Here is a 15594-nt window from a genome sequence, read left to right as displayed (position 1 = left end):
TTTCAAGTTCATGGTTTTTGGCAAGTGCAATCCACCGTTGTAGTGTTGAATAGCCGACGCCTAAATCATCTGCAATATCTTCTATACGAACATCATCACATTGAGATAGTGCTTTTTCAACAGCTTGTACTTTAAATTCGTGTGTAAACCGACGACTCATTTTATCTACCTCTCTTAAAAGTTAGAGGCGACAACTATCCTGACACAGGGGGATACAGGCTTTGAAAAAAAGTATCCTTGGATGTAGTCACAATTTAACTGTTTCAGTAACAAATATTGTTTTTGATCTTCTACGCCTTCAGCAACGACTTCTACATTTAAGTTATGAGCCATTGTAATAATAGCTTTTACCAGAGCAATGCTGTTTTCATTTGTTTCTATGTCTTGTATAAACGAGCGATCAATTTTTAGTATGTCGATATCTAGCCGTTGTAAATAAGCCAGTGATGAATACCCTACACCAAAGTCATCAATAGCAACATCTATCTGAAATTCACTTAGGTGCTTTAACTGTCTTTTAAACTCTGCGTCAGTACCCATTAAAGTATTCTCTGTTACTTCAATTAAAATTGAGTGTGCGGGTAAGTTATATTGCTTACTAGCCTGTATCCATCCACCAACCCATTCTCCTGAACGATCAATTTCAAGTGGTGAGGTATTGACGCTTACTTGGATCAGCTTATTTGAAAGTGTATTAAATAAAATACAGTCTTGTATTGCTTGAGACTCAACCCATTTACCAATATCAGTTATTAATCCATTTTTTTCTGCTATGGGTATGTAGAAAGTAAAATCAGGGGATAATCTACAGCTCAATGTTAAACATTACGTGGTACAACATCCTCACTGATTTTAGAGCTTGGAGATAGCTAATCATCCAAAGCCTCAAGATACAGGTGGTCAATAAAATTTGGCCACAGTTTTAGAATCTTGATATCTAACCTCAGATTTATTTGGCGCTATACCCTAGTTCTGTACTTAGGTTATTAAAAGGTTGCCAAGTGGCGACTATATCAACCCCGTTAGTTGTTGTTTCACCCTCTGAGACAATATCAAGGTCAACACGGGTTTGAGTAAGCGCAAATGCGGCTTGTTCAAATTGACCGAGTTGAAAAAAACGTATCGCGGGCAAAAACTGATTAGGATCGGTGTTAAATCTAATTGCAGCTATATTATCGGCATCGGTATGAAATGCAGAAAAGTCCACAGAGGTGTTTTCACTTTCAAAGCGGTAGCCCAACTCGTATGAAACATAATTTTCTGATTCAACGTTGTCGTTGCCATTGAGGAAAGTTGCAATCGCATATTCATCAATAGCTCTAATCCCAGCACTTCCTCCGAGCGCCTCTTCTACAACCGTGCCATTCACTTTATAGTCATCATTAAACTCTATAAGGGTTGGTGTACGAACACTTCTAGATATGGCTCCCCAAATTAGGTGGTTTTCTTGTGGCTTATAAATAACCCTAGCTGATGGTTGGTTTTCCCAACCAGTTAAGTCATTGTGATCGAGCCTAGTGCCAATAATAAGGTCTAGAGAGTTAGGTATTACATTGTATTGAGCCTGAAGTAACCCGCCATACTGTTGTAGGTTGTTAAGGTTTTTATCACTGTCTAAAAATAGGCTCTCGTCAAAAGAGATATTGTTATACCTATAATTTAGCCCCCAATCTAGCTGCAAAGAGTTATATAAAAAGTTCATTTGGTAGTCTATGTCTATAGATTCAAAATTTTCTTTTATATAGGTCTGATTACCACTTTGTTTCAACCACGATATCTGCAACATTTGATTGGCATCTGGTGATATTCTATTTTCAAGGCGCGCCATAACACGCTAATCTGTGCGTGATAAGTCATCCGAAAATAAAACGTTTTTATTAGTTGCGTCAATGACTCCACGAAAGTTTTGGCCAAGGTTTGAGTGAGTAACGTCGCCTTGAACCAATGCCGACCAATCATCGCTAGGTGTAAAGTCAGTACGAAAGCCAAAAGAATGTTGTTTTGCTGTGTCGGTAGGCTCTAACGAAATTCCTTTTTTTGATTCATTGGCATTTTTTACATGGCCATGAATACGATAGCTTCCTTTATTAGCTAAATCGTTACCATAGCGTACATTGGTATTAATGTTTATTTGATTACCCGTAGTAGCATTTGCATAGGCCCCACGGGTATCAATACTGTTTTTAGTAATAATATTGATAACACCATTATTTGCATTTGTGCCCCACAATAAGCCGCCTTGACCGCGAATAACTTCTATTCGTTCTATATCATAAAGTGGGACGTTAAGTGTTTCCCAGTAGACAGCAGCAAATTTAGGTGTATATAAGCTTTGCCCATCCACCATAACTAAAAGTTTACTTGAAAATCGAGACGCAACACCGCGCGAAGAAATTGCCCATTGGTTATTATCAAGTTGCCTAACGATAAGACCTGGCACCATTTTTAGCGCTTCAGGTACTGAGTTTGCACCCGACTTATATATTTGTTCTTTGCTTAATACATAGATTGACGAGGCGGTATTAAATGCAGACTGTGCTCGCTTCATTGCAGACGTTACTTACACATCCATTTCCATTAATGCGCTAAGGTCTAGCTCTGTGTCTTCAAAAGGGTCTGCAATCACAAGCGGCGATAATAATAAAAATGGCCATAGTGATTGATACGAAAATTTCACTAAGGATCTCCTACCTAGTCAAAGATTATATAAGCGAGGTTGCTTTTTAAAACATTACATTAACATCGTAAAAGCTTTAAACATAGAAAATACGTTATCGTCATTAATAAAAATCGAGACTACTTTTATTCGTATATCATTAGCTCATATAGCAATTTTGGTTAAAATAACATCATTACTAAGTGTAGGTTTAAATGATTGATTATATATTATCTTATAACGAAAGTATTAAGCCCATGTTTGATTGCTTTTTGCCACCTAAATCAGGTTGTTTCGCATAAAAATGCTTTGATAAATTAAAATGATGGTGATCCCTAATGGTGGCGTAATTAAATTTATTCTCAATAAAGCTTATCAATACTGGTTCAGGGTTAAAAAATAAATTAATCTTGCTGCATTTAACGATTATCAGAATATTATATGAGTTTTATTTTTTCTGCACTGCTAGCTAGTCTTCCTGTTTTACCTGAGCCCGTTGCAAACAATGCCGTAGCTAAGGTTACAGTACAAAACCAAAGCTACTTTTTAAGTTTTATGGGGCTGGGTAAAAACAAACAACATACCGATGTACACAACAAGGTGTTTTCTCTTAAATTAGGTGAGGGCGCATGGCAGCAGCAAGCGAGTGTGCCTTCAAGTTTGCCACTAAAAGGGCGCTTAGCAAGTACTGCTGTGGGCTTAGGTGAATACGCCTATGTATTTGGTGGTTATACGGTAGATAGCGACCATACTGAAATTTCAAGTCCCGATGTTTACCGTTTTGATATAAAAAGCAATACATACAAACACCTTGCAAGCATGCCAGTACCGGTAGATGACAGTGTAGCGCTGAGCTACAAAGAGCGCTACATTTACCTGATTAGCGGCTGGCATAACGATGGTAACGTAAATTTAGTACAGGTATACGATACCCAAACCAACACATGGCAACAGGCATCACCTTTTTTAGGCGAGCCTGTATTTGGCCAAGCAGCTGCTATTAGTGGTAACACTATTGTTATATGCGATGGCGTTAAAACCCAAGCAAACCCAGATTCACGCCGCTCGTTTACAGGTGTTGCGCAGTGTTTAAAAGGCACAATAGATGCTAACAATGTGCAAAAAATAGATTGGCGCACGTTACCTCATCCTACAGGTGAGTCGCATTACCGTATGGCTGCTACAAGTTACAATGGCAACATTTACATGATGGCTGGTTCTAACAACCCCTATAACTATAACGGCATTGGTTATGATAAAAAGCCAGCACCGGCAAGTAAACACGTGTGGCGTTTTAATATTGAGCAAAATTCATGGCAAGTTTTATCGCCTTTAGCCGCAGGCACTATGGATCACCGCGGGCTACTTGAGCACAACGGGGCTTTATATCGTGTTGGAGGTATGAACAACCAACAACAAGTAATAAGCGATGTAACAGGTTATGAGGTAGCAAAGTGAATACGCTTTATATTACAGGCGCAGGGGTAAGCGCTGCTAGTGGTATACCTACTTTTAGGGGCGAAGATGGCTTTTGGACTATAGGCAGTAAAAACTATACGCCTATGGAAATGGCCACGCGTGCTATGTATCAAAACAATCCGCGCGAGTTTTTAGCCTGGTATTACAACCGCTTTGCAACGTATCGTAACCATGGCCCTAACGAGGTACACCATTGGCTGAGCGATAAAAACTTAATAACCCAAAATATAGATGGGCTTGATGGCAAAGCGGGTAATAACAATTATATTGCTATACATGGCAGGCTCGATCAAATGACGTTATTTCATGAACAAGGCGAAGCAGTTAAACCGCTAGTGACCCCATGGGATAGCGTAGACGAAAGCCGCCTGCATGACTCTCTTTTTGAGCTATTTAATATTCAAAACCAAACGCCTGAGTTAAACCATTCATTTAAGCCCTTTGTTTTATTATTTGATGAATACTACACCGAGCTTTACAGAATAACCGAAGCACAGCAGCGTATGCTCAATGCCGATAAAATTGTATTTATAGGCACCTCATTTAGTGTCAATATCACTCAAATGGCAATTGAAATAGCTCGTACTTACAGCATACCTATTGAGGTGGTAGATCCTAGTCCCGCGCATGTTTTACACCCAAATGTAAGCTATAAAAAAATGACTGCACTTGAGTATATCCAGCATTGCTAATTTATTTATGTAATTTAAAACTTACAAATAAATACATAAAAATATGCGTTTTGTTAACCCCAGTGATACATGTTGTTTTATAATGAAACTGTAAACCGAAATCGTTTAAAATAACATGACCTAAGAGAGTTACATGAGTGATTTAACTGCAATAGCCAATTTATCAATATTATTAGTAGAGCCGTCAGAGGTTCAGCAAAAACTGATAATCAAATCACTAACTCAATGTGGTGTAACGCAAGTAGAAACTGCAAGTAATCAAGCGCAAACGTTAGCATTGCTAGAAAAGTATCACCCAGATTTAGTTATTAGTAGCATGTACCTAGCCGATGGTACTGCAGATTCTCTGTTACAAAATATTCGCTCAAATCCGCGCACAGAAAGCCAAGCGTTTATGTTAATCTCGAGCGAAAGAAATAAAAAATACCTTGAGCAATTAAGGCAGTCGGGCGTATTAGCTATTTTACCTAAACCATTCAGTGCAGATGCAATTACACGCGCATTAAAAGCAACGCTCGATATAATTACAGAAGAAGAGGTAGAACTAGAGCACTTTGATGTCACACTTTTACGTGTACTTGTTGTTGATGATAGTCGTTTTGCGCGCAAGCATATTATTCGTGTGCTTGCTGGTATGGGAATTCCAGCCCCGGTTGAAGCAGAAGATGGTAAACAAGCAATTGAAAAACTTAACGAGCAGTCGTTCGACTTGATTATTACCGACTATAACATGCCGGAAATGGATGGGCGTGAGTTAACCGAAACAGTACGTGGCTCAAATGCTTACTCGCATATTCCTATTTTAATGGTGAGCTCAGAGGCAAACGACACCCATCTAGCTAATATTGCGCAAGCGGGCGTTGATGCCATTTGTGATAAACCGTTTGAACCCGCAACAGTGCGAGATTTACTCTTTAAAATAATGTCGTGATAAACATTTTTTCATCACATGTATTTAAAATGAGTGCAAAAATAACAGCACTCGTTTTTAAATACTTTTACATTTTCCCTAATCTATAAATAAGCAGCGCTGTTTTAGCGGTGTTTTTATTTAAACTGGTTAAATCGGCGGTTTCGTTTTTAGTGTGCGCGCCACTTCCCATTAGTCCTAGGCCATCAAGCGCCATATCAACATGGTTTGCAGCAAACGAAATATCAGCAGCGCCGGCATTACGAGGGTTTGCAGCCACCACTTTGTTATAGCCTAAGTCTTGGCTTGCTTGGCTATACAGTGCAAGCAGCTTTTTATTACCTTCGGTGAGTCCCATTGGTGGGTAGCCGTCTTCAAAAATAAGCTCAGCTTGGCTGCCATTTAAGCTTTTAGCCACTATTTGCTGCATCACTTTTTTAGCGCCTTCTACCTGCTTTGGCGAAAGCGCACGTAAATCACCCGCTACATGCACGGTTTGCGCAATTACGTTACTTTTACCAAACGCCGTGGCTGACGAGTTAGCACTATCGTAATCGGCATTTGTACCGCCTACAATAAGCCCCGGGTTAAAGGTTAAATTAGGTTGCGTGGCAAGTTGCTCTCTAAAGTCATTTAAAATACGCGACACCTCGTAAATAGCGCCATAGCCCACACTTTCACTAAATATTTGCGACGAATGAGCTGCATTGGCCGTTACATTTAACGTCCAGCCGGTATAGCCACGGCGCGCTGCCATCGCGGTTTTAATATTGTTATCGCCGTTCTCAAAGCCAAGCGCGACATCTGCCCATATTGCGCCATCAACAATAACTTGCTTAGATAAACTAAGTGGGCGACCGCTGCTTTCTTCATCGCCCGTAAGCAGTACTTTAATGCTTACGTTTTCAAGTAAATTAAGGGCTTGTAAGCTTTTAAGGGCGGTAATTATAATAGTGTTACCGCCTTTCATATCGGCTACACCTGGGCCGCTCGCGGTGTATTCATCAATTTGTTTGTAGGTCGTAAAGTTATCGTGTTTGGCAAACACCGTATCTAGATGGCCGATCATCAGTATTTTTATTGCATCGGGTTTTTTACTCTCATGCGTAGCGAGTACATGCCCAGCACGGTTAAACGCGCTGCCATCTAACCACTCGACCTTAAAACCAATCGCTTTTAGTTGCTCGCTTGCAATAGCGCCTACTTTTTTTACGCCGTCAATATCAAGCGAGCCGCTATTAATGTTTACCGCTTGTTCTATTTCACGCTCGTTTTTATCAAGCGCCGCATGGCTTGTAAGCGAAAGGGTACTCGCAAGGATAAATATAAGGGCTTGGCTAAATTTTAAAAGTGACATAACAGCCTAATAAGTGAGAAATAAGATTATTTAATATGAAGTAAAAATACAGAGTATTCAATAGAAGTAGCTTGGAGTTACTTTAAACTCAGGGTTTAAAGTTGGCATGATGACCATAGTTAATATAGTTTTCTCTACAGAACTACGATGAAATGTTTCTATTTTTCAGTAAGCAGTAAATTATACCAAACATAATATTTATGGTTGGTAATAACTCACAGTCTTTGCTATTAATAGAACTACACAAAATAGGGACATTTTACTTAAGAATAAGAATGACCTCTGATAATACAGTTTACTAAAAAGGATTATGTATGCCCATAGAGTTAAATGAAACATTAGTTGTAGGGATATCTGCTACAGCACTATTTGATCTTTCTGAATCAGCTGAAATTTTCAAACAAAAATCAAAATTAGATCCTGATTCCGCTATTGATGAATATCGAAAACACATGCTCGAGAGAGAGGATGAACCATTAGAAGATGGAACAGGTATGTCACTTGTAAGATCTCTTCTTAATTTAAATGACCATTTAGACAAAGGTGATAGTACACCTATTGTTGAAGTTGTTGTTATTTCAAGGAATAGCCCAGAAACTGGTTTCAGAGTATTAAAAGAAATCCGAAGACGAAATTTACCTATTACTAGATCTGCATTCATTGCAGGTGAAAAAAGCTCTATTTATCTAGATGCTTTTTATGTGGATTTGTTTTTAACTACAAATGAAGAAGATGCGCAAGATGTTATAGATAGTAAAGTATGCGCATCAGCATTAGTTAAAGCTCCTCCTAAAAATGCGAAACCGTTAGATGAACAACAAGTTAGGTTTGCCTTTGATGCTGACGCTGTCTTATTTAATGAAACAAGTGAGTTAGTAAATCAAACAGAAGGACTGGAAAAATTTTGGTCAAATGAAGATGAAAATCAAGATATCCCACTTCCTGATGGACCCTACGCGAATCTATTGAAGAAATTATCAAAGGTTCAAGAAAGATTACCAGGTCGTATTGAATATTCTCCTGTTAAGTTAGCTGTAATGACTGCGCGTAATAGTCCTGCTGAGATGCGAGTAATAAAGACGCTGAGAGCATGGGATGTTTATATTGATCAAGCGTTCTTTCTTGGTGGACTTCAAAAAAGTCGATTTTTAAAGGCATTTAAGCCACATATATTTTTTGATGATCAAGACTCGCATCTCGACCCTGCGGCCATTGATATTCCATGTGCTAAAGTGTTGTATCCTAGCAACTCCCCTTTGAATAAGCTAATTGAAGATCGAGTTAATAAGAGCAAAGAAAGCAAATCAAAAAAGGAAAGCGTTTAGCTGTGATTGCAGCTAATAAGCTATTCAAGCGAGATAAAATGATCGTTTGAGCTAATTATAAATAATTATTCTGAGTTCAGCATATACGACTCTTATTAGTTGAGATTAACATTAGGAAAAGTCAGGTTTAACATCATTGGCATTAAACCTGACAGCTCAAACTGAACCAATCAACGTTAGTTAGTTGGCATTAAATAAATCTCGCGTACGCTGTTGCGCTGGTTTGCTTCTATTGCAAACAATACCGCGTCGGCTACATCTTGCGGGTCGAGTTTGTCGGGCTTAGCTTCATCAAAAAATGGGGTGTTTACCATGCCTGGGGCTATGGTGGTACAGCGGCCATTCCACTCGCTCATTTCTTCAGCCAAGTTTTGCCCAAACCCGTAAGCAAACCATTTAGTTGCACCGTAAATAGAGCCTTTAATTGGCTTACGGCCAGCGGCTGAGCTGGTTAATATAAAATGACCTTTGTTTTGGCGTAAATGTGGCAGTGTTGCTTTTGTCGTCCACAGCAGAGCTTTAATGTTTATGTCTATCATGGCTGACCATTCATCAGGGTCACCCTTTTCGGTGCCTGCGGTTGAAACGCCCATACCTGCATTGGCAAATGCGGCATCTAGTCGGCCAAATTTTTCGAGCCCTTTTGTTACTACGTTTTCAAGCTCGGTAAAGTCGGTGGCATCTGCGGGTACACTCAGTGCGTCATCTTCACCTAATGATTGTACTAATTTAGTTAATTTGTCTTCGCTTCTGGCTGTAAGTATTACTTTGTGGCCGTTATTAACCAGTGTTTTGGCGGTTGCTTCACCTATGCCACTTGAAGCACCTGTAATGAGGACTATTTTTTCTTTCGCCATTATTACTTCTCCTATGGTTACCTATTCAAAATTATAGAAATTCGATTAGTTAAATAATGCATTGAGTAAGATTTACCATAGCAGGTTGAGGTTAACCTAAATTGAACATACAGCGGCTCATTTAATACTTTAATTTTGCCGTGTGTATAAAAAATATAGGTTAATTTTATTTATGGCTATATACTCGCGCGGCTTTTTGTTAACGCGTCTGTTTTTTGTTCTTGCGTTGGATTAAATCGGCACTAAATAGAGTGAAAATAATCCTGTAGGGTCAACAGGTACTTGGTCGTTAACGTTAAATTATGAGCTAAAACTAATTGGGCTCATTTTAATTTTGCTGTGTGACAGCTTTTTATCGGAACAAATATGAAAGATAAACTTATTGTGTTTTGGCAAAGCCATTCAGAAACTATCATCACTTTAGGTTACAAAGTGGTATTAGCCTTGGCTATTTTAGTTGCGAGTGCACTTATTGCGCGCTCGGTTAAAAAAGCGATTAAAAACTCTAAGTCGCCATTAAAAAAAGTAGACGAAACGCTACTACCGCTGTTATCGAGCATTGCGGGGTATTTAGTTTACATAATTGCAGGGCTGTTTATTTTAGATATTTTTGGCGTTAATACGGCAAGTTTAATAGCGTTAATGGGCGCGGCGGGTTTAGCGATTGGTTTGGCGCTTAAAAACACGCTGAGTAATATTGCCGCTGGCATTATGTTACTAATACTTAGGCCATTTAAAATAGGCGACTTTGTAGATGCGAGCGGTACGCTTGGCACAGTAAAAGAAATAAACTTATTTACGACCATTTTTAAAACCACCGATGGCCTGTATATCGCATCGCCTAACGGTAAAGTGTGGGGCGGCAACATTAAAAACTTTACCCGTAACGGTAAAAGGCGCATGGATATAGTGGTGGGAATTTCGTACGCCGACTCTATTGATGTTGGTTTAAATGTACTTAAAGAACTCGCCGAATCAGAAAGCCGACTACTTGCAGAGCCAGCACCTAAAGTAATGGTTACCTCAATAGGCGAAAGCGCGGTGAACATTCAATTACGTGCATGGACGGTAAACGGCGATTACTGGCAAACCGTGTGGGATTTAAATAAACGCGTTAAAGAAGCTATAGAAGGTGCAGGGCTGAGTATTCCGTTTCCGCAGCGTACTTTGCATATATCTGAGTCGATGGCATCGGCAGTAACGGTTAATAAAGATATTTAAACACTATTAGCATAAATAAAAATAGCGAGCCAAGGCTCGCTATTTTGGTTTCAAAAAATTTAACGCGCTAATTGAAAGTCGTATACTGAACCCAAATTAAGCAGTTGGGTTAACTCATCTAGTGCTTGGTAACTTTCGTAGAGTAAAGCAGGGTCAGCGAAGTCGTTTGCACCTAATTTATCGCGGTAGTTACGTTTAGCCCAATCACAAAGCTGAGTGTATTTAGTATCGGTTAAAATAACCTCTGGGTTTACTGCACTTAGCTCTTGTTGGTTAAGGGCTACACGTAAACGCAGGCAGGCAGGGCCGCCGCCATTTTGCATGCTTTGGCGCAGGTCAAAAAACTGCACTTGGTTTACTGGGTTATCGGCTAAAATCATTTCTTCAATGTAGGCGTTTACTGCGCTGTTACGTTGGCACTCTTGTGGCGCTACTAATAGCATTGAGCCATCGTCTAGGCTTACTAATTGGCTATTAAATAAGTAACTGCTTACTGCATCGCTAATGCTTACTTTGTCAGTAGGTACTTCAATTATGCATAGCTGTTTGCTGCCGGTGTAGGCATCGCGAATTTCTTGCAGGGCGTCTTGTTGGTTTAAAAATGCTTGCTGGTGGCAAAGTAGTACGTTTTCATTCCCTACTGCAATTACATCGTTATGAAACACGCCTTGGTCTATTACGTCGGGGTTTTGCTGCAGTAAAATTTGGCTCGATTCTTTTAAATTATGCAAACGACAAATAGCTTCTGAGGCTTCAAGTGTTTGCCTTGCAGGAAACTTAGCCGGTTTTGGTAGTTGGCTGTTAAAGGCACTTGCGCCAAATACAAACATTTCTAGGCCTTGCTCGCCGTGGCTGTCGCAAAGTCGGGTATGATTTGCAGCGCCTTCGTCGCCAAAAAAGCCTTGATCAGGTAAATGAGTATGGTGTGTAAAATAACTATCGTTATTAAACATGGCTTTTAATAAGCGGGTAGTGGTAGCAGGCTCTAGCGAGCGATGAAACTTATTGTTTAAATTAGCTGAGGTAAAATGCACTTTGCCATCGAGGGTATCTGGCGAAGGTGAAACAGTAGCAGCATTGGCGGTCCACATTGCAGAGGCCGAATAACACGCACGTAATAAAATAGGGTCGGCTTTAAATGCTTTATGAATGACTTGTGCGTCGTTACCGGTAAAGCCTAAACGACGAAGCACGTTTAAATCGGGGCGAGCGTGGGGCGCAAACACACCTTGTGTTAGGCCTTTATCGTGCATGGCTTTCATTTTTTCTAGGCCCTGTAATACGGCCTCTTGCGGGTTTGAAAAGCTTGTCGCGTTATTTAATGAGGCAACATTACCATACGATAAACCGGCATAGTTATGGGTTGGGCCCACTAATCCATCAAAATTCACTTCTAAGGCGCGCATACTTTTTCCAAAAATAATTAATATATAACAACCATACAACGCAATAGCTGCGCTTGCAAAGCGTATAGTCATTGGTTTTAAATATTTAATTTAATACGTTGTATTTAGTAGAAAGGTTTTATTTTATAGGTAGGGTGTAAAATTAAATAATGTACAAAAATGCAGTTGGGCTTATTTGCACAGCTTACGCTGCGTTTTTGTACATTACCGTGTTACTTAACATAGGCACGTTCTTTGTCGGCAGTAGTATGTGTATTGGTTGGCTCGTTTACCTGCCAAACGCTAATGTCTAAACGCCACAAAAGATAAAGGGTATGGTAAAAACTGATCATGGTTATTCCTTATTGAATCACTAAACACGTGTTTAATTAAGGAAGAATTGTGCCAATGTTAAGTTGAATATTTTATGAATATAAATCAGCTATTTGCTTTATTTGTGCAATTAAACTAGCACCAAAATAGGTAAAAATAGTCAATATTTGCACTTTTTTGGATCATAAAAACAACTCAGCCCTGCAAAAAGTAAGCGGGGCTGGTTGAAGTAAAATACAAGCATAAGCGTGTTTAACGACCAACTTGCCCTTTTACTATTGGTTTGAACGACATGACTTTAAATTTACCGTGGCTCTCGTTTTGACCATTATTTAATACTGGCGAATGATGTAGGTCGTTAACGGTAAAATATATTTTATGATCGGCGCCATAGCTAAAGCCATCTGGCCAGCTTAAGCGCTCGTCTTTAAATAATACCTGGTATTTACCACTTGGTTTTACTACGCCAATTGCGCCGTTGGTTATGTCGGTAACATACACATTGCCGCCGCCATCAACAATAATACCGTCGGAAATTGGCTTGGTGCCGTAACGCGTTACTTTACTCTCAAGAGCGCTTGCGCTCAGGCTTTTATTGTTAATATCGCTTGTGGCAATACGGTAAACCGACGTGCCAGACATAGAGCCAAAGTAAAGCCATTGTTCGCTTGGGTCGAGTGTGATTGGGTTTACGCCTAAACGTGCTGGCTGTCCGCCTAGTTTCATGGTGCGCCCTTCAATGACCATGTCGATGTTTTCGGCTGTACTGTATTGGCTATTTTGTAATACTCTGCGCGCCTCACCAGTTTTTAAATTTACGGTAATAATAGCGGCTTGGCTGCCTTGTGCGGTGTCGGCAATGTATACAACACCGTGTTTATTATCGATGACTAAATCGTTTAAAAACGAGGTGTCGGTAATGGTGGGTTTAGCTAAGTAAATTATTTTATGCAGCTGCTCTTTATGGGTATCCCATCCGACTAAACGACCAGCATGATCAGGGCCTGATGTATCAAGCATCCATAACACGCCATCGGCTGATACATTTATGCCCAGTACATCGTAAAACCCTTTGCCGTTATTATACGCGTATGCCCATTCTTCATTAGGGTAGGGTTGGGTGGTGCCATCGCTTAATAGCTCCATAATTTTTTGTTTTTGGCCGTAAAAACCATGTACCGACAAAAACTTACGACCCGATGGCGTAATAGCAATGTTACCCGGTGGGTGTTGCGCGTCGAAAGTGGCGAATGTTTTTAAATCAGCATTTTGATTAGCAGTATTAGCAAACACACTGCTGGTTAAAAACGCGGTGCTGCAGGCTGCAACTAAAAGTATTTTTTTAATCTCGATCATGTTTAAAAGCCTTCTAAAACAAGTTTACCGCGTGAGGTGTGCGATTCTAAAATTTGGTGTGCTTTATATAAATTAGCGGCGTTAATTAATCCTAAATTTTGCCCAAGCGTGGTTTTAAGTGTACCTGCGTCTATCAGCTCACTAATTTCATTAAGTAAGGTGTGCTGCGCTGTTATATCGGTTGTAGTAAATAGCGAGCGGGTAAACATAAACTCCCAATGCACCGATATACATTTTTGCTTAAATTTTAAAATATCGAACGATGTTGGGTCGTCTATTAGCGCAAATTTACCTTGGGGTTTAATACATTCCACTATTTGGTCTTGGTATTGGTCGGTATGGGTTAAGCCAATAACGTAATCAAACTCAGCTAAACCTAGTTCTTTGCGCTGCTCGTTTAAGTTTTTAGAATGATTGAGCACGTGATCGGCTCCTAACTCTTTAAGCCAAGTTACGCTTTGCTCGCGTGATGCAGTACCAACCACGTTTAGCCCAGTAAGTTGCTTGGCAAGCTGTACTAAAATAGAACCAACGCCACCTGCGGCGCCAATAACTAAAATAGATTGCTGAGTATTTTGTTTATTTTTAGGCACTTGCAGGCGATCAAACAGCATTTCGTAGGCGGTAATGCTGGTTAGCGGTAGCGCTGCGGCTTGTGCGTCGGTTAATGTTTTAGGCGCACGCCCTACAATACGCTCATCAACTAATTGAAATTGCGCATTACTGCCTTGGCGCGATAAATCGCCGGCGTAAAATACACGATCCCCCACATTAAATAACGAAACCGACTCGCCAACGGCTTTTACAACGCCTACGCCGTCCCAGCCTAATACTTTGTAGCCTTGCTCTGGCGCTACATTGGCACGTATTTTTGTATCTACAGGGTTTATTGAAATAGCATTTACTTCAATAAGTAGGTCGTGCCCGGTGGCGGTTGGGGTATCAAGTTCAGTTGCTTGTATAGAGCTGGGTGTAAGCGTTTTAGAGTTTTTGCTGTAGCCAAATGCTTTCATGTGGGTTCCTGATGATTTTAAGTACTTTTTAATATGTAAGCACTATAGCTCAGTTGAAAAATAGAAAAAGACATGAAAAACTAAAGCACTTTCAAATTTAAATTGAAAATATGCGATCATTTAACGATATTCAAACTTTTATAGATGTGGCTAGTTGCGCCAGCATTTCTGAAGCCGCACGGCAAAACGCGCAAACTCCAGCGGCGGTAAGTGCCGCTATTAAACGCCTAGAAAAAGATTTAGGAAACGTGCTGTTTATTCGCTCTACCCGCAGTTTACGCCTAAGTGTGGCTGGGGAGCAGTTTTTAAGTTACGCCAAAGATTCACTTTCGCTTATCCAACAAGGTGTGGCCGCAGTGCAAACTGCAGTAGGTGAAGTAACAGGGACGCTACAGGTATCGGCCCCCTGCGATTTAGGGCGTAATAAACTAAGTGAATGGCTTAATGAGTTTTTAGCGCAATACCCGCATGTAAAACTTAAACTGCACTTAAGTGACGAAGTAAGCGACATTTATAGCCAATCAATAGATATTGCGCTTCGCTTTGGCGTACCAAAAGATTCGCAGTTAATTGCAGCGCCGCTTTTTTTAAATAATGCGCGTATTTTAGTGGCCTCTCCTGAATATGTAGTAAACAATGGATTACTTACACACCCCCTTAATTTAACGCAGCATACCACCATTACCTTTATGCGTTTTGGTGAAGTGTTTAAAGAGTGGCGGTTTTATAAAAATGGCGCGGTACAAAAAGTGCAACTAAATTGCCAACACATAGTAAATGATGGCGAAATGGTTAGGCGCTGGGCGCTAGAGGGCAAAGGCATTGCGTATAAGTCGTACTTGGATGTAATTGATAATTTAGCAAGCGGGCAACTCGTTCATTTATGCCCACAGTGGCAAAGCGATCCGCTACCGCTTTATATGATGTACGCCGACCGGCGCCAAATGACCCCGGTGATCAGCGCATTTAGGGCGTTTATTCAACAAAAAATAACCGCGTTAGTGGGGTAG

General features: G+C 40.2%; 14 protein-coding genes and 1 pseudogene. 6 read left to right on the top strand and 9 right to left on the bottom strand.

Features of this window, described 5'->3' with window-relative positions; all coding sequences use genetic code 11:
• From ATS71_RS10395 to ATS71_RS19370, 4 genes and pseudogenes are all read right to left on the bottom strand, one after another.
• Positions 1–160: transposase (locus tag ATS71_RS10395; protein WP_152995675.1), on the bottom strand; the 160-nt coding region annotated here is incomplete at its 3' end.
• Positions 161–174: 14 nt separating this feature from the next.
• Positions 175–783: pseudogene (locus ATS71_RS10390) on the bottom strand (EAL domain-containing protein); the annotation flags it as partial.
• Between the two features lie 166 nt (positions 784–949).
• The gene (locus ATS71_RS19375; protein WP_327078256.1) at positions 950–1828 is read right to left on the bottom strand and encodes a TonB-dependent receptor; all 879 of its coding nucleotides are present in this window, start codon (positions 1826–1828) and stop codon (positions 950–952) included.
• 6 nt (positions 1829–1834) lie between these two features.
• Entirely contained in the window at positions 1835–2548 is a 714-nt protein-coding gene (locus ATS71_RS19370) for a TonB-dependent receptor plug domain-containing protein (RefSeq protein WP_327078255.1), read from the bottom strand.
• A gap of 549 nt (positions 2549–3097) precedes the next feature.
• Here ATS71_RS19370 and ATS71_RS10380 point away from each other — a divergent pair.
• The 3 genes from ATS71_RS10380 to ATS71_RS10370 all read left to right on the top strand — a co-directional run bounded on the left by ATS71_RS10380 (position 3098) and on the right by ATS71_RS10370 (position 5758).
• A complete protein-coding gene (locus ATS71_RS10380; RefSeq protein WP_058404771.1) occupies positions 3098–4114 on the top strand; it encodes a Kelch repeat-containing protein in 1017 nt (338 codons plus the stop codon).
• Positions 4111–4827: an SIR2 family NAD-dependent protein deacylase gene (locus ATS71_RS10375; RefSeq protein WP_058404770.1), complete on the top strand. Its 717-nt coding sequence runs from the start codon at positions 4111–4113 to the stop codon at positions 4825–4827. Before ATS71_RS10380 ends, ATS71_RS10375 begins: the two co-directional genes overlap by 4 nt.
• Before the next feature lie 133 nt (positions 4828–4960).
• Positions 4961–5758, top strand: a complete 798-nt coding sequence (locus ATS71_RS10370) for a response regulator transcription factor (protein WP_058404769.1) — start codon at positions 4961–4963, stop codon at positions 5756–5758.
• 67 nt (positions 5759–5825) lie between these two features.
• On the opposite strand, the gene ATS71_RS10365 is transcribed toward ATS71_RS10370, so the two are convergent.
• Positions 5826–7094, bottom strand: a complete 1269-nt coding sequence (locus tag ATS71_RS10365) for a M20/M25/M40 family metallo-hydrolase (protein ID WP_058404768.1) — start codon at positions 7092–7094, stop codon at positions 5826–5828.
• 314 nt (positions 7095–7408) lie between these two features.
• On the opposite strand from ATS71_RS10365, the gene ATS71_RS10360 reads away from it, so the two are divergent.
• Positions 7409–8419, top strand: a complete 1011-nt coding sequence (locus ATS71_RS10360; RefSeq protein WP_058404767.1) for a 5'-nucleotidase — start codon at positions 7409–7411, stop codon at positions 8417–8419.
• A gap of 176 nt (positions 8420–8595) precedes the next feature.
• Here the strand turns inward: ATS71_RS10360 and ATS71_RS10355 are convergent, their stop codons facing one another.
• Complete coding sequence (locus ATS71_RS10355; protein WP_058404766.1) at positions 8596–9276, bottom strand: SDR family oxidoreductase; 681 nt, start codon at positions 9274–9276, stop codon at positions 8596–8598.
• Positions 9277–9642: 366 nt separating this feature from the next.
• Between ATS71_RS10355 and ATS71_RS10350 the strand changes: the two genes are divergently transcribed.
• A complete protein-coding gene (locus ATS71_RS10350) occupies positions 9643–10497 on the top strand; it encodes a mechanosensitive ion channel family protein (protein ID WP_058404765.1) in 855 nt (284 codons plus the stop codon).
• A 59-nt stretch (positions 10498–10556) separates the two neighbouring features.
• On the opposite strand, the gene astB is transcribed toward ATS71_RS10350, so the two are convergent.
• The 3 genes from astB to ATS71_RS10335 form a co-directional block, all read right to left on the bottom strand.
• Positions 10557–11903 carry an N-succinylarginine dihydrolase gene (gene astB / locus ATS71_RS10345; RefSeq protein WP_058404773.1) on the bottom strand — a complete coding sequence of 449 codons (1347 nt, stop codon included), beginning with the start codon at positions 11901–11903 and terminating at the stop codon, positions 10557–10559.
• A gap of 564 nt (positions 11904–12467) precedes the next feature.
• Positions 12468–13571, bottom strand: a complete 1104-nt coding sequence (locus ATS71_RS10340) for an L-dopachrome tautomerase-related protein (protein ID WP_058404764.1) — start codon at positions 13569–13571, stop codon at positions 12468–12470.
• A 2-nt stretch (positions 13572–13573) separates the two neighbouring features.
• Positions 13574–14584: a zinc-binding alcohol dehydrogenase family protein gene (locus tag ATS71_RS10335; RefSeq protein WP_058404763.1), complete on the bottom strand. Its 1011-nt coding sequence runs from the start codon at positions 14582–14584 to the stop codon at positions 13574–13576.
• Positions 14585–14694: 110 nt separating this feature from the next.
• Here ATS71_RS10335 and ATS71_RS10330 point away from each other — a divergent pair, with 110 nt between their 5' ends.
• Positions 14695–15594 (top strand): LysR family transcriptional regulator, encoded by a 900-nt coding sequence (locus tag ATS71_RS10330; protein WP_058404762.1) that lies wholly within the window; start codon positions 14695–14697, stop codon positions 15592–15594.

The sequence above is a fragment of the Pseudoalteromonas sp. H71 genome (assembly GCF_001468485.1).
Classification (GTDB): Bacteria; Pseudomonadota; Gammaproteobacteria; order Enterobacterales; family Alteromonadaceae; genus Pseudoalteromonas.
The sequence above is the reverse complement of the archived record's forward strand: the minus strand, read 5'-3'. Positions and strand labels throughout refer to the sequence as shown.